Genomic DNA, 19,507 nt, shown 5'->3' with positions numbered 1-19,507 from the left:
AAATGAGATGATCCGACATGTTAAGCGAACAAACCATCCGAATCATTACATCCACCGTGCCTGTATTAGAAGTTCATGGTGTTGCGATAACCAAGCGTTTCTACGACAAGCTGTTCACGTCTCACCCTGAGCTTTTACATCTATTCAATCACGCTAATCAAAAACAAGGCCGACAACAGACAGCATTAGCGAATGCTGTTTATGCGGCAGCGAAGCATATCGATCGATTGGAAATAATCCTGCCAGCTGTTAAACAAATTGCTCATAAACATCGCAGTCTCGGTGTAAAACCCGAACAATATCCCATCGTCGGGGAACATTTGCTAGGTGCGATTAAAGATGTACTGGGCGATGCCGCGACTGATGACATTCTCGGGGCTTGGGCTGAAGCCTATGGGGTCATTGCCAGTGCATTCATTGGCATTGAATCTGATATGTATACGAACTCCGCTCTTCAGCCTGGGGGATGGTCCGATTTCAGACCTTTCGTCATCGCCCGCAAGGACAGAGAAAGCGACGTCATCACCTCCTTTTACCTAACGCCGAAGGATCAAGGTCCGATTGCTGGATTTGAAGCAGGACAGTATGTCAGTGTTCGTGTCCAAATCCCCGGCGATGCCTACACACACATTCGGCAATACAGCCTCTCCCATGCTTCTGGGCAACCGTTCTACCGGATCTCGGTTAAACGGGAAGATACCAATCCAGCTGTGCCTGCGGGCAAAGTTTCCGTCTTTTTGCACAATCAGGTTCAAGAGGGTGATGTTCTCTGGCTCTCCGCGCCAGCAGGCGACTTCACATTAGATCAGACGGATACACGACCTGTTACGCTTCTAAGCGGCGGCGTCGGACTTACCCCTATGGTGAGTATGCTGCATGCACTCGTCACCACCCAGCCGAATCGGAAGGTTACTTTCATCCACGCTGCTCAAAATGGGGCGCATCACGCTCTTCGCAGAGAGGTCGAACAGTTGGCTGAGAAGCATCCTCAAGTCACCATTGCTTGGTGCTACACGCAACCGACAACTGCTGATACCAATGCGCAGTCCTACCACAAAGAAGGCTACCTAGATCTACCGTGGATTCAAAGCCTAGTGCCGTCTGTGGATGGCAGCTTTTACTTCTGTGGACCCCTGCCGTTCATGAAAACCGTGAACCAATCGCTCATCGCGTGGGGGGTTCCGGAATCAGACCGTCATTACGAATTCTTCGGTCCCTCAGGTGCGCTTTCCTAATTCGCCCAATATGCAAAACGGCTCTGCTCGCATGTTGCGACAGGGCCGTTTTGATTTTGATGGCATCTGAGTAGTGCCGGGGATCTCTTCACAGGATTGAAAATCCAAATAACTGGAATTTGTCCATCTAATTGAGCTCATATTGAGCGTAAAAGGTGTTTAACTGGATTCTATACAGGTAATTTTGCTATTTTTCACAATCTGGGCGGATATCACTGAAAATAACTACATATAATCCAGCTATTCCTCTTTTGGCGCTAGATTCCACCAATTTAACATCATAAAATCCATCTAATTTGTTGGAGGGGGGAGGAGGCGTTTGTCGGAATGTGTGGGGGGCGTTTGTTGAAGGGTGAGTAGCCCGTTTGTCGGAATGTGTGGGGTTCGTTTGTTAAAGGGTGAGCGGCCCGTTTGTCGGAATGTGTGGGGGGCGTTTGTTGAAGGGTGAGCGACCCGTTTGTCGGAATGTGTGGGGGGCGTTTGTTAAAGGGTGAGTAGCCCATTTGTCGGAATGTGTGGGGGGCGTTTGTTAAGGGTGAGCGGCCCGTTTGTCGGAATGTGTGGGGGGCGTTTGTTGAAGGGGGTCTGTCCTTTGCTGGAGAGTACGCGGCTCGTTTGTTAGAGGGTGTGCGGTCCGCTAGCTCTCTCTCCCTCTTTCACGTAACAACCGATTCACCGTTTCTCGGCGAAGCCCAAGGAACTGCCCTATTTCCTCTTGGGTTAGCACGTCGGTCAGCTTCAAAGTTCCAATATACGTTTGGAACCATGCCTCCATTTTCAACAATTTGGCTGCTGGAGCAACTGCGGTTAGCTGATCAATCCGCTGCTGCATCATGCGCAGCTTCTCCTGCAATTGACGCGCAATGGTGCGAAAGTGGTCTGGATTGCTTTCCAGGTCCTCGTACCAGCGCTCTGCAGGCAGCACTTCAACCTCGCTTGTCACTAGCGCAACCGCCGTTGCATAGTAGGCACTCGGACTGATCAGGGAATGATGCGGAATCGTTTCACCAGGTACAATGATATTCACAAGGGTAGTGTTACCATCTTCATGTGAACGAACAATTTTCAGCAGACCCGAATGCAGTTTGAATAGTGAACCTATCTCGCCTTGGCGGAACAGGATTTCCCCTTTATGCAATTTCATCTTCGTATCCCCTTTAATGAGAAAAAGCGACAGCACGCTCGGGGCTGATCGCTTTTATGGATATCTTGAACGACTATACTTCTTTTTTCAATGGCTCAAAAGGTGGCCGAATTGACTGATGTGCCTGTGTTAGTTTACCCGATAAGCTCACGTACCAATTCAACTGCTCGACCTTGCCAATCAGCCAAATGGATACCAGTAAACCTGTAAGCGAGACGAGAACTGCAATCGGCAATGCCCACATGGAGACTGGATGAGCGAAATAAGGGATGAATGAAACCGCCAAGATTGGCGCCGCATTCCATTTGAAAAATTGAATTAACGTAATCGTCACAAGGGCTGTCAGGAAAAAGGAAACAGCTCCCGTGCTAATGGTATAAAAAATACTGCCCATCGTAACCGCGATAATGGCTCCGATAATAATGCGACGTATTTCTCTTATGTTGTCTACACGATGCATGAAAAGAAAACTAAATGCGCCCAGCGTTGGGTAGAAAACCATCTTCATCGATGGAAAGTGATAGGATGCCCAGTAAGCTCCCATCAGATAACAGCAAATGATAAGTGAACGAAGAAACATCGTTGGCTCCCGTCCTTTTCTAAAATATAAGATTGTATCTGTTTCACACGATAAGTCGGCTATATTTCTTGATAAACGCACTCGTCTAAGAAGACGGCGTAGTCGTTTATTTCGTGTGGGATTCATGAGGCCGTTCATGTTCTAAATCAGACCTTTCCCATTTTACAAAATAGACAGAGAGTCAGTCAATAACTTCACAAGCCATGTTATGTCATTTTTCCCTTAATTTTAACTTGATTAATTCCGTTCAACCGACACCGTTGTCGATGCAAAGAACTTTGTCACCGCAAAAGACGCTGCCCCAAGCACCGTAGACCGATCACGAAGCTCCGAAAATTCCACCTTCAACTGCTTGCGCGGATGCGGTAGAGATCGCTTCTCTAGCAGATCCAAAAGCGGCTTCATCAGCCACTTCTCGCCACCGGCCAACCGGCCACCAAGAATAATAAATTCCGGATTATACCCGTTAATGATGTTCACCACACCGACCCCAAGGTAGTAGCCCAGCCGTTCAAAAAGCTTGATGACCCCTGCGTCGCCGCTCTCGGCTTTTGTTAATAAAGACTCTAGGTCGACTTCGCGCCCTAATTCTTTACCCGCTTGTTCCAATAAGGCATGCTCCGATGCGTAAAGCTCCCAGCAACCTAAGCTGCCGCAGCGGCACTTCGGACCATCATGTTGAATCGAGATGTGGCCAATCTCGCCGGAGAATCCTGTCGCCCCGCGATACAGCTCGTTTTTGATAATAATGCCCGCCCCGATCCCCATACCGATGGACACATAAATGAGATTCGCAGTGTCTTTCCCTGCGCCGAACTGTTTCTCGCCTACTGCCCCAGCGTTCGCTTCATTATCAATCACAACCGGAAGTCCGAATTCGGCTTCTAACTGGCTCTGCAACGGCACATTCTCCCAGCCCAGATTCGGGGCAAACAACAAATTCCCATCCTCATCAACGATACCTGGCACGCCAAGACCGATGCCAATCACACCATAAACACTCTCTGGTGCTGTTTCGATGAACTCACGGATCGTCGTTTTGAGTAGCTGCGTAACCTGCTCTACAGACTCATTATGATGCTGGATGCGGTTTTCCCGAATCACTTTACCCGTCAAATCGGTGAGAACAGCCAACATATCATGCACACCAAGATCAACGCCAATCGCATATCCCGCCATCCCATTAAAAAGCAGCATCATCGGCTTACGCCCGCCGCTTGACTCCCCTGCTCCGATTTCCTCAACGAGTGAGCTCTCGATGAGCTCATTCACAAGACTAGATACCGTCGCTTTCGTCAGCCCTGTAATCTCAGCGATTCTAGCGCGTGAGATCGGTGAATCCGTGCGGATGTGATGCAAGACGATTGTTTTATTTATCTTTTTCACGAGGTTTAAGTCGCCTGTTTGTTTCATAATTAGCCTCCATACCGTTCCAAATGCTGCGAGTCATCGCTATGGAAATGATTCTAACATAGAAGACTTTTTCATGCACCAACTAAGTTTGTTTAATGAATTTACAAACTTTCGGAATGATGCTATGATGACTTCATAAGCACTTATCATTCATTTATACGGAGGCTGAATTCATGAGCTACTTTGACAATGTTCAACCAGTTAAATACGAGGGCCCGACATCCACGAACCCACTTTCCTTTAAATTTTACAACCCGGATCAACTTATTCTAGGCAAAACAATGCGTGAGCATATGCGTTTCGCAGTCGCTTACTGGCACTCCTTCTCCGCTAATGGCTCCGATCCATTCGGTGCGGGTACGAACGTCCGTGCATGGGACAAATACGATGGTCTAGAGTTGGCAAAAGCTCGCGTTGACGCTTGCTTCGAGCTTCTAAACATTCTAGGTGTCGACTATTTCGCATTTCACGATCGCGATATCGCGCCTGAAGGCAACACTCTGCAAGAAACGAATGCCAACCTCGACGAAATCGTTGGTTTGATCAAAGATAAAATGGCTTCCACAGGCAAAAAGCTGTTATGGAACACAGCCAATATGTTCACCAACCCGCGCTTCGTTCACGGGGCTGCGACTTCCAATAATGCAGAAGTTTTTGCTTATGCAGCCGCACAAGTGAAAAAAGCTTTGGATCACGCGAAAGAGCTTGGCTCTGAAAATTACGTTTTCTGGGGTGGGCGTGAAGGTTACGAAACGCTTTTGAACACGGATCTTGGTCTTGAACTCGATAACCTTGCTCGCTTCCTGCACATGGCTGTTGCCTATGCCAAAGAAATCGGCTATACAGGTCAATTCTTGATTGAGCCTAAACCGAAAGAGCCTTCCAAGCACCAATACGATTTCGATGCAGCGACAACACTTTCATTCCTGCAAAAATACGACCTGCTTCCTTACTTCAAATTAAACCTTGAAGCTAACCATGCAACACTTGCTGGTCACACGTTTGAACACGAGCTTCGTGTAGCTCGCGTTAACGGCATTCTTGGTTCCATCGATGCTAACCAAGGCGACTTGTTGCTAGGTTGGGATACAGATGAGTTCCCAACTGACTTGTACTCGACAACGATGGCGATGTACGAAATCCTTTTGAACGAAGGCGGAATCGGCAGCGGCGGTGTGAACTTTGACGCGAAAGTTCGCCGTACTTCTTTCGAGCCCATCGACGTTGTCTATGCACATATCGCAGGTATGGACGCATTCGCTCGCGGCTTGCAAGTAGCAGCTAAATTAATCGAAGATAAAGTATTCGAGGGCATCCTTGATACACGCTACGGTTCCTTCAAGTCCGGCATCGGCGCAGACATCGTCTCTGGCAAAGCTGACTTCAAATCACTTGAAGCTTATGCCCTTGAGAACAACGCTCCGATTGTGAACCAATCCGGTCGTTTGGAATTGATCAAAGCAACTGTGAATCAATATTTGCTCAACGCTTAATTTGTTCTATACCAAAAATCCCGCTTCAGCCCTTGGGCTGGGGCGGGATTTTTTTGGGATGCTGGGGGCTTCTGCTTCCATGACTACAACTACAACTACAATAACTACTACAACTATCCCTATTACAAATCCACTTCAATATTACTTTTTGTCTAATGGCGTCTATCTCCATCAATATTTGCTACTCTTCCACGCTGTCACTCCTTTTGCCACCTTTCCATCACCTTACACCAGTACTCCCTTGCCGTATCTCATCACCTTTCACGCCAGTTCGACCTTCGTCGCTATCCTTCACCTTCCACACTTGTCCTCCCTTTGTCACCTTCTCATCACCTTCGACACCAGTACTCCCTTCGACGCCATCTCATCACCTTTCACACCAATCCTCCCTTCGCCGCCATCCCATCACCTTACACACCAGTTCTCCCTTCGCCGCCATCTCATCACCTTACACAGCCGTTCTCMCTTCGTCGCATCCCTCACCTTTTACACTAGTCCTCCCTTTTGCCACCTTCTCACTACCTTCTACACCAGTTCCCCCTTCGCTCCCGTCCCTCCCTTTCAAACTAGACGGGTAGCTTGAACCAGTAATGAAACAAAATAAAAAACTGGCAAGTTGGAGAAGCTGACAAATCGGCTAGCATAAGCAATTAGGGTCAACTAGCTCAACTCAAGCGACTATTGAAACATAGCAAACAGGATTAGATGGGTTTTATGTAGTTATTTCTGCCCTAAACGCTAGTTTAATTGAAATAAATGGAAAATATGTAGTTAAAATCGTCGCATTTGCTCGAAATCAACGAGATTGGCAATTTTAACTGTAGATTTTCCATCTAATCTTCTAAACTGGCCGATTAGTGAAAAAATAGCTGTAGGTTTTACAGTTAAGTGTCCATGTGTCCCCATCTCGACGATGCGAGCTCGTTTGTGGAAGCAAAAAAATCCCGCTTCAGCTCTACGACTGGGGCGGGATTTCTCGCTTATTTCAATGCATCGCGGATCGCATCTTCGATCTGATCCATCGGGTCGCTGCTCGGCGCTTTGTAAAGCCCGCTTCCCACTGCGGCGCTGACGCTCACCGCCTTGTCATCCTCGACCAGCTTCTGCAGCAGCGTGCGCGTGCTGCCCTTGAGCTTGGTCTGGATGGCGCGATACGCCACCGCGACCATCTCGTCGCGGCGAAACGCTGCGCCTTCCGCGATCAGCTGCGCCTCACTCGCGCTGAGCAACTCGCTTGTCGCCGCAAGCTCGCTGGCCGACTGCGGCTCTGCCTCTGCATAGCCGAGCGCGCGCAGCGTCAGCGCCAAGAACTGCTCGCCGGTGATGCTCGCATCCGGCGCAAAGTGCACGTCGGTGACACCGTGCACCAACGCTTTACTGAACGCGAAGCCAACGGACTTCGCGGCCCAGTGCGTCGCCGGCACATCCGTGAACGGCGAGCTCAGCCCTTGCGCATTCGCGGCGGCGGTCTCCCAGCCAAACAGACGCAGCAGCATCGTGGCGCCTTGCGCCCGTGTCAGCGTCTGCTCGAGCTCGTAGCCGCGATCCGTGCCTTGGAACAGCTGCAGCTTGTTCAAGCTGTCGGCTTCTGCCGTGTGCTTCACCCCAGCGTCCGCAGCCCAAGCTCCTGCGGCAAGCAATGTCGATAGAAGCAAGGCTCCAGCTACGGTCATAGCCAGCTTTTTAACAAAGGATTCCCTCATCGCTGCACCGCCTGATTCGCGCCCTTATGACGAAGCGTGGTAAGGTCGATCACGTAGGAAGTCTCCGTTAGCTTTTGAAAAAAGGAATCCACCGAACCCACCAAATCCCATTTGAAACTAATAGTAAAATCTATTGGATTGGCATAATCATCCCATTTTCGCGTCAGTCTAATCGTTTTCCAGCCATCGGAGTAGTCTTTTACGACGCTTTTATCGGTTAGCTTTTTACCTGTAACGAACTCGGTATTCTGCCCTCTTACTTGGTTATTCAAGTTGTAAATAGGACCGCCACCATTGGACAAACCCCGAGCAATATTCACGCCATCCGTCACGCTAATGAACTCCTCTGTGAAGGAGTAGCCCGTCGGCATCGTCAACTTAACCACACCATACAACACTTGCAATGGCTTAGCAGAGTCGCTGTAAACCGCATCGTACACTGACTTGGATACCGAAGGTTTCCCCACCATGGCTTGCGGATAAGCGGTAAATTCCGCCGCATACTGCACCTGAATATCCTGCATCTCATATGTGATACTGCCAGGCTTAGTGACAACTTGCTCAGCCCCCCACACAGGAACTGTAAAGCCAAGACAGCCTATCAGCATGAACACAGAGATTACTTTACTTATTTTCCTAATCATACCAAATCCCTCCCAACTCATAGATTACTAGATGAGCGGGAGGTTGGCAATATGTCATAAACTATAGACTGCTAGCAAATTAAGACTACTCTTCTACTTTAATTTCATTTGAATGAAAAGGTGTATTTACAGTAGAAACAAGCGCATCATCATCGTTATTATCACGAACTGTTTTTTGCAAAACAAACGAGGACATAGTCAGGAACAAAGCCGTTACAGCGTAGTACCCTTTAACCGAAAGAATCTGATCGAGATTAATGATGCCGATGAACATGCCTAGCAAAGCTAAGGCAAATGAACTCCACGCCAAGAAGGTAAAAGCCGATGTATTCCGTTTGCGAGATTCGTAACCATCCTCCAAATTATCCCGAATGACCTTCTGCAGCACGAACGCCGACATGGTAAGAAACAGTGCACACACCGCGAAATACCCCTTCACGCTAAGCGATTCTTCAAGTGTATATATCCCAATAAACATTGCTACGAAAGCTCCAATAAAGGACGCCCACGCCATAAAAGTAAACGCCGTTGTATTCCGTTTCCGCTGATTCATCATGTTAAAATCCCCCTATCGTTGCCAAGCAACGTTATGAATGACTTGCTCTTGATACTTAGTATAGGGTGCCGCACCTTTTCCAAATAGTACTATCTTTCGATAGTACCTACTCCTAAGACTAAGCCTAAATAACATGGAACAATTTGACATCCTATTTTTAGTACTGTATAGTACTATTCATGACAAAAACAAAAAAAATAACCAATCGTGATGTTGTACTTCTGACCGCTAGGAATCTCTTTCTGACTCAAGGCTATTTGGCGACGAGTATGGATGAAATCGTGATCACTAGCAAAGTGTCTAAGACGAATATTTACTATTATTTTAAAAGTAAGGAAGAGCTCTTAGGGGCAATTCTCGATCAGCTTATTCAAACTTATACACGGCAGATGCAAGAGCTCGCAGCTCGTTCAGATCTGTGCGTACAGGAACGTTTCGATCTGTTCCTTCAAGGCATGGCAGGCCCGGAAACTAGCTTCTTAGCCGGCTGCCCCTTTCTCACCCTGTATACCCAAATGCCGCAGGAAGCGGACGAACTTAGACGGAAAGTTGGGTTGTTTTTTCAGGATCAAATGCGCCTAGTGGAAGATCTGCTCCTCGAAGGTGTGCGCAAAGGAGAATTTTCTCCTACTCTTTCCACCAAAGCTGTCGCAGGGCTTATCGTTTCAACACTCGAGGGTGCTCTTTTTCTACAGCATGCGAATCAAGATCCAGCTTTGCTGGGTCAAACACTTACTACTTTAGCCCAATTGCTAAAGTAATTTTTTTACGCACAATTAGTACTATTTAGTACTAAAATACGCAAATCGGAGGTAATTCATTTGGCTCATATTTTTATGACTGGTGGTACAGGATTTATCGGGACCCACACGTTAGCGCAGCTTTCCCAAGAAAATCACACGGTGTCTGTGCTCGTACGGTCTAGTTCGCGTTGGGAGCAGATTTGTAAGGGGCTCGGTTGGTCAGAGAGCGCTGATACAGTCCTTAGTCGCATCCGCCCAGTCATTGGCGATTTGGGCATGCCCGGCCTTGGCTTGAGTCACTCTGACAGGGAGAAGGTTCTGACCGCAGATGTCATTATCCATGCGGGCGGGCCGATGGATATTCGGATCAGCGAAGCGGAGGCACGCGTGGTTTTCCTACAGGCTGCAGAGGAAATGCTTCGATTGGCTGCGGACATTCAGCTGCGCGGGGGATTACAACATTTTATCCATGTGGTCGGATTCAAAAGCCCCTGGACGAACGAAAACATGCGCAATCCCGCTCCCGTCATCGCACATTTAGAAGAAGGTCCACCGTATGAGCTGATGAAATGCCTTGCAGATTTGCGCATTCGGGAAGGCGCTCAGGAGCTGGGATTCCCTCTTTCCATTGTTCACCCCAGCGTAGTCATCGGCAGTTCGCAGCATGGAGAAACGCCTCAGACAGGCGGTCTCGGTATCCTTGTCCGAGCTACAGCGCGCGGCTTAATGTCGATCGTACCTGGCGGTTCTACTCATTGGTTGCCGCTCGTCCATGTCGATCATGTCGCCTCCTTCATCAACTTATTAACCAAAGAAGCTACACCGCCGCCTACGCAAACGTACTATTTGTTGGACGATCCTAAGATAAGCCCTTCCATGCAAGAGCTAGTTGCCATGATCGCCAAAGAGCTGCGTGTTCGTAAGCCTCATGGATCCATCTCGCCAAAGTGGCTCAGTAAGCTTTTAGGTACATCGTTAGGACAAAAGTTAGGCATCCCCAAAGAATCCCTAGAATTTATCGTGAAAACGAGCACTCCTTTTCCGATTGCACCGAAAGAAAGCTTGCTGCTCAAACATAAGCTCCCGAATAAGGTTCAGGGTGAGATGCTGCCTTTTACGATGGCAGATCTTGATTTTCAGCTTGTACATGGTCATATGCCTACAGAAGGGTTTATGCGAGGAAAACGAGGTCCACTGGCTAGTCTGGAGCGAAGAGGAACTGGGCTGCGTACAACCGAAGAGGGGTTGGTAAGGAGCGACTCGGAATTACGACTGGCACACAAGTCCCCCGTAAAGCAAAAATCCACCCTTCTCTTCGTGCACGACACACTAAGCGGAGCAGATTGCCTGCTCCCTCTGGCGGCGCAGTTCCCAGAGCAGGACGTTTGCCTGGTCGATCTGCCAGGCTTCGGGCGCTCACCCTACCATCACGCTGCCGACGTGATGGAKGGCCACATCGCAGCGCTCGTCGAGGCGATCCGCGCCTTCGACAGCCCGGTCACGCTCGTGGGCCACTCGCTGGGCGGCCTCCTGGCCGCCCACGCCTACGCTCGCGTGCCGGAGCGGATCCACAGGCTGCATCTGCTGCAGCCTGCCCTGCAACCGGCCGCGCGCATGTACCGCAGCGCGCGCCTCAACCATCTCGTGCTGCGCCGGCTGCGCGAGAAAGACCTGCGGAAGCAGCTGCTGGCGCAGCGCTGCTTCGTGGACATAAGTGACATACCGACTTCGTATGTCACTTATGTCCTGCAAGACCTGCAGTCGCCGCGTGTGCGGAAGACGACTGCCGGGACCCTCTCTGCGCTGGCACGCGCAGAGGTGTTACCTCCGCAGCAGCAAGCGGAGCTGCTGCGGAAGGCCTCGATCCTGTGGGGCACACAGGATCGCGCCCTGGCGGAGGAGCTTCGCTCCGCCCATACGTTGGAGATCGAGGCGGCGCACCATTTCCCGATCTCGCATCCAGAACTTACAGCCCAGCTGCTTCGGCAGCAAGGGCTGTAAGTCAGCAAGGGCTGTAAGTCAGCTCATCTACTTCATCCGTCATCATTCTTCTTACATTCTTCTTACATTCTTCTTTCATTCGTCTTTCATTTGTCTTTCATTCGTCTTTCATTCGTCTTACATTGGTATTTCTTCATCTGCATTCATCTTTCGTCCCTCTCTCCCTACCGGCCCCGACTCTCCCCCTTTTTGAGTAGTGGGTAATTAAGACAGTACTGTGGAGTTAGGAGTGTAATTAGAATAATTGGAGAGTAGTAACGACAAGAAGAATGCGGGAAAAGTGGAGTAATGTAGCAAGTGCTCTCCCCTGTCAAAAATGCAAAAGAGCACTTTTCAAATGGGCTCCTCCCTCCATTATTGAAAATGGATGCAAATAGGCATCAATTTGGAGTGATCTCAGGAGATTATCATGAAATTCGTTAAAAAGGTTGCCTATTTGCACGCATTTACTACTTCCGACCATAAATTAGTAGAAAAGGTTGTATTTTTGCATTTTTGAAAAAGGGATGTGGAAAAAGTTCCCCCAAGACATTCACCTAAAGCCTACCTTCGGAATAACATATGAGAAAACCTTTGACGAGGTCATTCCAGGGATGAGCGACCACGGTTAAGAGGTTAGTTTTATTGAAAAGCAGGCTCGGATACAGTCATTTCCGACTCCCCATTTCCTGAGCCTCCCACTTTGGGTGTCTCAGTTGCGCTTTAGTGAGTTTCAGCCACTGAGACTACCATGTAGGGCGGCTCGGTCATTTTTTTCAAGGAGGCATAACCTATGCAAATTCACGTTGTCCAAAAAGGGCAAACGTTGTATCGTATTTCGCAAACCTACGGCGTGTCGGTCGAGGAGGTCGCAGAGGCGAATGAGTTAACTCCCTCTCAATCGTTAGTCATCGGACAGGCATTAGTCATTCCGATTGTTGGCTCCTACTATTGGGTACAGCCTGGTGAGGGCCTTTATCGAATCGCACAAAAGCTTGGCATCGACCTAGACGCACTCGCGTCTGCCAATGGACTTACGCTATATCAAACTTTGCCCAGCGGTTTCCGATTATATATCCCCCCTCCCCCGCGCAAACAAGCCGAAGTCAATGCCTATATTGAGCCTAGAGGCGCAGATGTGTCACCTGTTCTCGTTCAAGCTGCCCGCGAAGCCGCACCTCATTTGACCTACTTAGCTCCCTTCAGCTTCCGCATTAACCGAGATGGCACCTTAGTCCAGCCGCCGCTTAACGATTTGCGCGAAATCGCTCAGCAGCATGGCGTCACCCTCATGATGGTAGTCACCAACCTCGAGAATGACCAATTCAGCGCAGAACTTGGGCATGTGATCTTAACCGACGAAGCTGTCCAAAATCGTTTGCTACAAAACATCGAAACAACTGCTGATAAGCTTGGGTTTAAAGATATTCATTTTGACATTGAACATCTGCTGCCCGCGGATCGGGAGGCTTACAACAAGTTCCTGCGCAAAGCGGTAGATAGCTTTCATCGGAAAGGCTATCTCGTATCCACTGCCCTCGCGCCAAAAACAAGTGCCACACAAGCAGGAGCTTGGTACGAAGCTCATGATTATAAAGCCCATGGCCAAATTGTCGATTTTGTCATCATCATGACCTATGAGTGGGGCTACAGTGGCGGACCGCCTATGGCCGTTTCCCCTATTGGACCTGTTCGCAAAGTGCTGGAGTACGCACGCAGTGAAATGCCCTCTTCCAAAATCATGATGGGCCAAAATTTGTACGGTTACGACTGGACGCTGCCCTTTGTCAAAGGAGGGGCCTACGCCAAAGCAATTTCGCCACAGGCAGCCATTGATCTAGCCCGTAAATATAACGCGCAAATTTTATATGACTACACGGCACAAGCGCCGCACTTTAACTATTGGGATGACGCGGGTAAGGAGCACACCGTCTGGTTCGAGGACGCTCGCTCAATTCAAGCTAAGTTCCGTTTGATCGAAGAGCTCGGACTTCGCGGCATCAGTTATTGGAAGCTTGGACTCAAGTTCCCGCAGAACTGGCTGCTGCTTGAAGATAATTTCAAAATTGTGAAACGCGGTTGAACCTTGAATCCCCGCAAGCGCGTGAAAACCGGGGTTTTCTTTTTTTCGACATATTCAGCAAACTTTCAGGGAGAAAAAACATGATTTCCCTTCATTTTGCGCGAAGAAATGCCGATGAAAATAGATATCTATTTTCAACAAGCAGATTCTAGCAACAGCTTTAATGGAGGGAAATGAAGCATGAAATGGTTTTCTCAAAGTAAATGGTTGTCCCTAGTCGTCATTTTCATTCTTGCAAGTCAGGCTATTTTCACGGGAAGTGCTTTCGCCGCGACTGACATTTCGAAATTAGTTCTGAACAAAAATGAGCTTAACTTGCAGGTTGGCGATACAGCTAATCTGACAGCAACGGCCGTTTTCACAACTGGCTCTACGGAGAATGCAACGGTCAAGACAGATTGGAACTCCGGCACGACCGATGTAGCATCTGTCTACGCGGGTGTCGTGACAGCCAAAAAAGAAGGTAAAGCCGTCATTACAGCCACCTATCTTGGAGAGACTGTCATCGTTAACGTAACCGTTACGAAAAAAGTAAAATCGTTAACCACCGACAAACAAGCCCTTGATCTTCGTCTCAATGGAACGAGCCAAGTGCTGATAACAGCTTACTATGACGACGGTACTTCTGCAGATGTAACAAGTAAAGCAGACTACACAGTCGCATCCAGCTCTGTCGCAACGGTGACGAATGGTCTAGTTAAAGGACAAAACCCGGGAAGCACGACCATCACGGTAACTCATATGAATCAATCGATCGTTTTGGATGTCGATGTGGAGGTTGTACGTCGCCTTGATGCAGAAAAATCCAATGTTTCCTTACTACTGAAGGGGACTACCGTGCTTGAATTAACGGCGACATACCCGGATGGCACCAAAGATAACGTAGCAACCAAAGCAGTATGGACATCAGACAAGCCAGAGGTGGCAGATGCCCTTAAAGGAACAATTACCGGATACAGTGTAGGGAAAGCGACGTTAACTGCAACCTACGGTACCAAATCAACGACAATTACGGTTGATGTGGATAGTACGTTGAAACTTGAGTTAGATAAACAAAGTATTTTGTTAAAGAAAAATGGGACAGGCACGTTAAAGCTTAACGCTACCTATCCAACAAGCACGACACCTACGGATATTTCGGATCGTGCAGAATGGACATCCAGCGATGAGAGTATCGTTTCTGTAACCAAAGGCAAGCTCATCGGTAATGCAATTGGCGAAGCAACGATCTCTGCGAAGTATGGGGATAAAACAGTCACAGCCAAAGTTGACGTTGAGGTTCCACGTCGTTTGGTCGTGAGCAGCGAGCTCGTTGTCTTGAAAACAACCGAAACGCAGCAACTCGAGTTATTTGCAACCTATGCCGATGGTACAACAGACAATCTTGTAAAAGATAGAGCCGTATGGAGCATAGATAATGAAGATATCGCTACGGTAACGAATGGACTTATCAAACCATATAAAGCCGGTGTTGTTAATGTAACTGCTGCCTATGGCGGCAAAACGACGACAACCCGAGTTGAAGTTGACGTCCCTACCAACATCACACTAGACAAGAAAATAGTGAATATGCAAGTCGGAGACTCTACTACGGTCACCATGACTGCGAATTTCAAAGGCCGCATGGATGACGAACTGAATGACAAAACCAAATGGACATCAAGCAACAAAGATGTTGTTGAGGTTCGTGACGGTATCATTACGGGTATTGCTACAGGGGCTGCTACGGTAACTGCCGAATACGGTACGCGTAAAGCAACTGTGCAAGTTTCGGTAGGCGAGTTGAAGACTCTTACGATTAGCCAAGAGAAATTAACCATGAAAAAGGGCGAAACTGCGACCCTTACTGCAGAAGCGGTGTATACCGATGATACCAAGAAACCTGTAACTACGGATGTCATTTGGACAAGCAGCAATGTTAAAGCCGCTACTGTTGACAAAGGTGTCGTAAAAGCCATCGCGTCCGGCGAAACGACAATTACCGCTCAACTGGACAACAAAACAGTTACGATTCCAGTAAAAGTAGATATGGCTAGTGAGTTGAAAGCCAATGTAACTAGCTTGGTTTTTGATTTAAATGAAACAAGATTAATCAAAATTACAGCAACAAATGACGACGGGGAAGATGTTGTCGTTACGACCGATATCGAATGGAAGTCAAGCAATACAGGCATTGCTACCGTATCTAAGGGTCTTGTTACACCCGTTGCCCGCGGTAAAGCAACCATCACAGCAACTTATGGCGGTAAATCAATCTCTATTCCCGTAGAAATCGGTGTGATTGATAGCTTAACAGCGAATAAATCCTTTTTTGTAACGAAAAGCGGATCTGAAACACAACTGAAATTAACCGCAACTTTGTCCGATGGCTCAACGAAAGACGTCACGGATAGCGCAACTTGGAAAGTTTCTTCTTATAAACTCGGTACTATTGAAAAAGGATTGTTCACAGCAACAGCTTCAGGGAAAACAACCATCACTGGATTCTTTGGAGGTAAAACCGTATCCATTCCTGTGGAAATTGATTCTTTGAAGTATTTGAAGACCAATGTTGTTAAACTTACGCTCAAAGAAGGCGAAACAGCGAAAGTAGAAGCCTTGGCTACGTATACAGATGGATTCGAAGAAGATGTGACCAAGCCGGCACTCTGGACAACTTCCAACATCATGAATGCAGACGTAAAGGATGGCACGATCAAAGCAACTGGCAAAGGGACTGCACGCATTACCGTTACTTTTGCCAACATGAAAACGACCGTTCAAGTGACGGTCACGAAGTAATCCATGCATACAGAACCGTTGACTCCTAGTTATCTAGGGGCAACGGTTTTTTCTTTGTATACAGAGTCACACCTACTCCTCCATGCATAACTTCTCATTCGCAGGGGAATATATGCTTACCTACACTGAATGACCCCTATCTACAAAATACCTGGAGGCATGGAAAAATGGTTCGCTCTGTCAAATTAGCTTCGATTTCTTTCCTTACTTTTTCGCTTCTGCTCGGTGCACATCAATATCGCCTGCATGCCCACGACCATAATACACAGGTGTCACAGACCGACAATCTGCAGCATCTAAAGAGTGGCTCTGCCACGATGTATCAAACCAATTCCTTTGGTATGCCAGGGGCGGAAACAAGGTTACTCCCATCTAACAATTTGAATGGCTACGCTGCTGCTTATGGGATTACACCGCCAACAGCGTTTAATGTTTCAACCTTACAAACTCAATCCGTCGCCGCTACGCCAAAAAATAAAACGAGACCTTGGTATAGCTACCTCGGTTTATTAGGCCTACTCGGCTTGCTCGGACTAGGTTCACGCTCCAACTCTTCGTATTCGAAATAGTTTTTGTTTGGGCCAAGAAAGAAGCCTAGTTCCTGATGGGGAACGGGCTTTTCGGCATGGAAAAATAAACATTTGTTTATATGATGGACTTTTGTTTTGTTGTGCGCTAAAATAAGGAGAGAAACGACGAAGGAGGGACGCTTTGCATGGATCGTGAACAGCAAATCCTAGCGCTTATCCGTCAAAATCCATTCATTTCCCAGCATGAAATGGCCGGTATCATCGGGATCTCCCGCTCTGCCGTTGCTGGTTATATAGCCTCTTTGACCAAAAAGGGAACGATTCGCGGCAGAGCGTATGTCACCTCGGATGAACATATGATTTACTGCATCGGCGGAGCCAATCTCGACAGTAAAGCCACTAGCAAGCATGCGATCCGCCTAGCTTCCTCTAACCCTGTAACAGTAACCGAGTCTTGTGGCGGCGTTGCTCGCAACATTGCTGATGCTTTGGCCGGATTAGCTTGTCAAACGGCGCTTCTAACTGTGGTTGGCGACGACAAAGCAGGCCAATGGGTGCTGGAGGAAACGAGGCGCCGAGGCGTCGATGTCAGCCAAGCCATCGTATTGAATGGCGAGAATACCGGAACATACACCGCACTCCTCGATACGTCGGGGGAGATGTTTCTCGCTTTTGCCAATATGGACATCTACGACAAATTGTCACCAGCGATGCTTCGGGATAAATGGTCCCATATTGCCGCTGCCAAGCTCGTGATTGCAGATACGAATCTACCCAGCGATACCTTGGAAGAGCTGATTCGTCGATGTCAGGAGGAGAATATCCCCCTTTTCATTGATCCTGTCTCCTCGGAGAAATCGAAGAAGCTTCCAACCGATCTGTCTGGTGTAACGGCTATTTTCCCGAATTTAGAAGAGGCTATCCAACTCACCCACACACCACTATCCATGAATCAGGACGTTATTGATATGTTCTATGTAGAACCTGATCATGGCAAAATTGCTAATACGATTCGAGACCGCGGCGTGCAGCATGTTTTCATTACACTCGGGAGCCGAGGGGTCTACTATTCTGGAGAAGAAGGCGAACATTTCTTTCCTTCAATTCCAACCCAGGTGGTTGAGGTTACAGGCGCAGGTGATGCCTTCTTAGCGGGTATTGTCTATGGGGTTAGCCATCAACATTTGTTTATGAAATCCTGTGAATTCGGTCTTGCAGCTGCGCACATTACGCTTCAAACCAGTCAATCCACGTCCAGTGAACTGAACGAGGAACGCTTACACCTTACGATTAACACCATGACTAAAGGAGACTAAACACATGAACTCATATTTAACTTTTACCGATGAAGTGAAGGAAGCTCTCGCGAACAATAAACCGATCGTGGCATTGGAAACGACGATTATTTCTCATGGCATGCCTTACCCGCAAAATATTGAAATGGCGAAAAAAGTGGAGCAAATTATCCGCGATAACGGTGCTGTACCGGCAACAATCGGCATCATGGATGGTAAAATCAAGATTGGCTTAAACGAGCACGAGCTTGAAGCTTTTGCCACGAACGGCCATGTGGAAAAAGTAAGCCGCCGCGACTTCCCGTACATCCTCTCCTCTGGCAAAATCGGCGCGACCACGGTATCTGCGACGATGATCGGCGCTGCCCTTGCTGGCATCGAAGTATTCGCTACCGGTGGCATTGGCGGTGTCCACCGCGAGGGAGAAAGCTCCATGGACATCTCCGCTGATTTGACGGAGCTGGCGGCAACCAACGTCGCTGTCGTCTGCGCCGGCGTGAAATCGATCCTCGACATTGGACGCACGCTCGAGTACTTGGAAACCCACGGCGTGCCCGTGGTTGGTTACCAAACGAGCGAGTTCCCGTCCTTCTACGCCCGCGAAAGCGGCTATGGCGTAGACTTCCGCCTCGATGAGGCGGCTGACGTGGCCGCTATGCTCCGCACGAAGTGGGAGCTAGGCCTGAATGGCGGCGCCATCATCGCCAACCCGGTCCCGGCGGAATCCGCCATGGACCATGCTGAAATCGAGGCCGTCATCCAGCAGGCGCTGAATGAGGCCAAAGAGCAGAACGTGACCGGGAAGAAGGTCACGCCGTTCTTGCTAGCGCGGATTAAGCAGCTGACGGAGGGGCGCAGCCTGGAGACGAACATCGCGCTCGTTTATCACAACGCGCAGACCGCCGCAAGGATTGCGGTTGCGCTGAAGAACTAAAGAACGGAAAAAGAGGCTGTCTCAAAGGTCAATTTAGACTTTTTGAGACAGCCTCATTTTTCGTTAATGCCGATGAGTAATAAACCAGCTTCCCGCAATCTAACTGGAATTTCTCCATCTATTTGAAGTGGATTCCTCGAATTCGAAGGATTTACTGTATTTCCTGCAGTTAAATTCATTCGATTTGCTCGATTATTGAAATTCAATACAAATTAGATGTATTTTTTCCATTTAATTGCGAAAACCGGTTCGGCCCCTTAATTATGGAGTCTATCTGCTGAATACTTGCTTTCTCGCAGTTTCTCATTTTTCGTATTCAACCTTTTTTAAAGGGTAATCTCCACTACCCCTAATTTATTTGCCTTCCAGGCCTCATGATATCGGCTTGGACTC

General features: G+C 48.3%; 15 protein-coding genes and 1 pseudogene. 9 read left to right on the top strand and 7 right to left on the bottom strand.

The window, feature by feature from the left end:
* Positions 1-17: 17 nt before the first annotated feature.
* Positions 18-1,235 carry an NO-inducible flavohemoprotein gene (hmpA, locus tag AB4114_RS25215; protein ID WP_441990925.1) on the top strand — a complete coding sequence of 406 codons (1,218 nt, stop codon included), beginning with the start codon at positions 18-20 and terminating at the stop codon, positions 1,233-1,235.
* Between the two features lie 637 nt (positions 1,236-1,872).
* On the opposite strand, the gene AB4114_RS25210 is transcribed toward hmpA, so the two are convergent.
* From AB4114_RS25210 to AB4114_RS25200, 3 genes are all read right to left on the bottom strand, one after another.
* Entirely contained in the window at positions 1,873-2,379 is a 507-nt protein-coding gene (locus tag AB4114_RS25210) for a Crp/Fnr family transcriptional regulator (protein WP_441990924.1), read from the bottom strand.
* 73 nt (positions 2,380-2,452) lie between these two features.
* Positions 2,453-2,959: a hypothetical protein gene (locus AB4114_RS25205; RefSeq protein ID WP_441990923.1), complete on the bottom strand. Its 507-nt coding sequence runs from the start codon at positions 2,957-2,959 to the stop codon at positions 2,453-2,455.
* Between the two features lie 237 nt (positions 2,960-3,196).
* Complete coding sequence (locus AB4114_RS25200; RefSeq protein WP_441990922.1) at positions 3,197-4,372, bottom strand: ROK family protein; 1,176 nt, start codon at positions 4,370-4,372, stop codon at positions 3,197-3,199.
* Between the two features lie 173 nt (positions 4,373-4,545).
* Here AB4114_RS25200 and xylA point away from each other — a divergent pair, with 173 nt between their 5' ends.
* Positions 4,546-5,865 carry a xylose isomerase gene (gene xylA, locus AB4114_RS25195; RefSeq protein ID WP_441990921.1) on the top strand — a complete coding sequence of 440 codons (1,320 nt, stop codon included), beginning with the start codon at positions 4,546-4,548 and terminating at the stop codon, positions 5,863-5,865.
* A gap of 980 nt (positions 5,866-6,845) precedes the next feature.
* Here the strand turns inward: xylA and AB4114_RS25190 are convergent.
* The 4 genes and pseudogenes from AB4114_RS25190 to AB4114_RS25175 all read right to left on the bottom strand — a co-directional run.
* On the bottom strand, positions 6,846-7,568 hold the full coding sequence (locus tag AB4114_RS25190; RefSeq protein ID WP_441990920.1) for an S-layer homology domain-containing protein: 723 nt from the start codon (positions 7,566-7,568) through the stop codon (positions 6,846-6,848).
* Positions 7,565-8,212 carry a hypothetical protein gene (locus AB4114_RS25185; RefSeq protein WP_441990919.1) on the bottom strand — a complete coding sequence of 216 codons (648 nt, stop codon included), beginning with the start codon at positions 8,210-8,212 and terminating at the stop codon, positions 7,565-7,567. The genes AB4114_RS25190 and AB4114_RS25185 overlap by 4 nt, the downstream gene beginning before the upstream one ends.
* 85 nt (positions 8,213-8,297) lie before the next feature.
* The gene (locus tag AB4114_RS25180) at positions 8,298-8,612 is read right to left on the bottom strand and encodes a YiaA/YiaB family inner membrane protein (protein ID WP_441991003.1); all 315 of its coding nucleotides are present in this window, start codon (positions 8,610-8,612) and stop codon (positions 8,298-8,300) included.
* Positions 8,589-8,726: pseudogene (locus AB4114_RS25175) on the bottom strand (YiaA/YiaB family inner membrane protein); the annotation flags it as partial. The pseudogene AB4114_RS25175 and the gene AB4114_RS25180, both read right to left, overlap by 24 nt.
* Positions 8,727-8,947: 221 nt before the next feature.
* On the opposite strand from AB4114_RS25175, the gene AB4114_RS25170 reads away from it, so the two are divergent.
* The 7 genes from AB4114_RS25170 (at position 8,948) to AB4114_RS25140 (ending at position 19,114) form a co-directional block, all read left to right on the top strand.
* A complete protein-coding gene (locus AB4114_RS25170) occupies positions 8,948-9,529 on the top strand; it encodes a TetR/AcrR family transcriptional regulator (RefSeq protein ID WP_441990918.1) in 582 nt (193 codons plus the stop codon).
* 60 nt (positions 9,530-9,589) lie between these two features.
* Positions 9,590-11,512, top strand: a complete 1,923-nt coding sequence (locus AB4114_RS25165; protein ID WP_441990917.1) for an alpha/beta fold hydrolase — start codon at positions 9,590-9,592, stop codon at positions 11,510-11,512.
* 772 nt (positions 11,513-12,284) lie between these two features.
* The gene (locus AB4114_RS25160; protein ID WP_441990916.1) at positions 12,285-13,574 is read left to right on the top strand and encodes a glycosyl hydrolase family 18 protein; all 1,290 of its coding nucleotides are present in this window, start codon (positions 12,285-12,287) and stop codon (positions 13,572-13,574) included.
* A 180-nt stretch (positions 13,575-13,754) separates the two neighbouring features.
* Positions 13,755-16,355 carry an Ig-like domain-containing protein gene (locus tag AB4114_RS25155; protein WP_441990915.1) on the top strand — a complete coding sequence of 867 codons (2,601 nt, stop codon included), beginning with the start codon at positions 13,755-13,757 and terminating at the stop codon, positions 16,353-16,355.
* Positions 16,356-16,522: 167 nt separating this feature from the next.
* Entirely contained in the window at positions 16,523-16,924 is a 402-nt protein-coding gene (locus AB4114_RS25150; protein ID WP_441990914.1) for a hypothetical protein, read from the top strand.
* Between the two features lie 146 nt (positions 16,925-17,070).
* A complete protein-coding gene (locus AB4114_RS25145) occupies positions 17,071-18,201 on the top strand; it encodes a carbohydrate kinase (RefSeq protein WP_441990913.1) in 1,131 nt (376 codons plus the stop codon).
* Between the two features lie 4 nt (positions 18,202-18,205).
* On the top strand, positions 18,206-19,114 hold the full coding sequence (locus AB4114_RS25140; protein WP_441990912.1) for a pseudouridine-5'-phosphate glycosidase: 909 nt from the start codon (positions 18,206-18,208) through the stop codon (positions 19,112-19,114).
* Positions 19,115-19,507 lie beyond the last annotated feature (393 nt).

This window comes from Paenibacillus sp. 2RAB27, assembly GCF_052115445.1.
GTDB lineage: Bacteria > Bacillota > Bacilli > Paenibacillales > NBRC-103111 > Paenibacillus_E.
The sequence above is the reverse complement of the archived record's forward strand: the minus strand, read 5'-3'. Positions and strand labels throughout refer to the sequence as shown.

Excerpts from the sequence above, each read along its gene's own strand:
- AB4114_RS25155 (WP_441990915.1), top strand. The coding sequence starts at position 13,755 with ATGAAATGGTTTTCTCAAAGTAAATGGTTGTCCCTAGTCGTCATTTTC.
- AB4114_RS25185 (WP_441990919.1), bottom strand. The coding sequence starts at position 8,212 with ATGATTAGGAAAATAAGTAAAGTAATCTCTGTGTTCATGCTGATAGGC.
- AB4114_RS25190 (WP_441990920.1), bottom strand. The coding sequence starts at position 7,568 with ATGAGGGAATCCTTTGTTAAAAAGCTGGCTATGACCGTAGCTGGAGCC.
- AB4114_RS25210 (WP_441990924.1), bottom strand. The coding sequence starts at position 2,379 with ATGAAATTGCATAAAGGGGAAATCCTGTTCCGCCAAGGCGAGATAGGT.
- AB4114_RS25140 (WP_441990912.1), top strand. The coding sequence starts at position 18,206 with ATGAACTCATATTTAACTTTTACCGATGAAGTGAAGGAAGCTCTCGCG.
- AB4114_RS25180 (WP_441991003.1), bottom strand. The coding sequence starts at position 8,612 with ATGTCGGCGTTCGTGCTGCAGAAGGTCATTCGGGATAATTTGGAGGAT.
- AB4114_RS25200 (WP_441990922.1), bottom strand. The coding sequence starts at position 4,372 with ATGAAACAAACAGGCGACTTAAACCTCGTGAAAAAGATAAATAAAACA.
- AB4114_RS25160 (WP_441990916.1), top strand. The coding sequence starts at position 12,285 with ATGCAAATTCACGTTGTCCAAAAAGGGCAAACGTTGTATCGTATTTCG.
- xylA (WP_441990921.1), top strand. The coding sequence starts at position 4,546 with ATGAGCTACTTTGACAATGTTCAACCAGTTAAATACGAGGGCCCGACA.
- AB4114_RS25150 (WP_441990914.1), top strand. The coding sequence starts at position 16,523 with ATGGTTCGCTCTGTCAAATTAGCTTCGATTTCTTTCCTTACTTTTTCG.
- AB4114_RS25145 (WP_441990913.1), top strand. The coding sequence starts at position 17,071 with ATGGATCGTGAACAGCAAATCCTAGCGCTTATCCGTCAAAATCCATTC.
- AB4114_RS25170 (WP_441990918.1), top strand. The coding sequence starts at position 8,948 with ATGACAAAAACAAAAAAAATAACCAATCGTGATGTTGTACTTCTGACC.
- hmpA (WP_441990925.1), top strand. The coding sequence starts at position 18 with ATGTTAAGCGAACAAACCATCCGAATCATTACATCCACCGTGCCTGTA.
- AB4114_RS25205 (WP_441990923.1), bottom strand. The coding sequence starts at position 2,959 with ATGTTTCTTCGTTCACTTATCATTTGCTGTTATCTGATGGGAGCTTAC.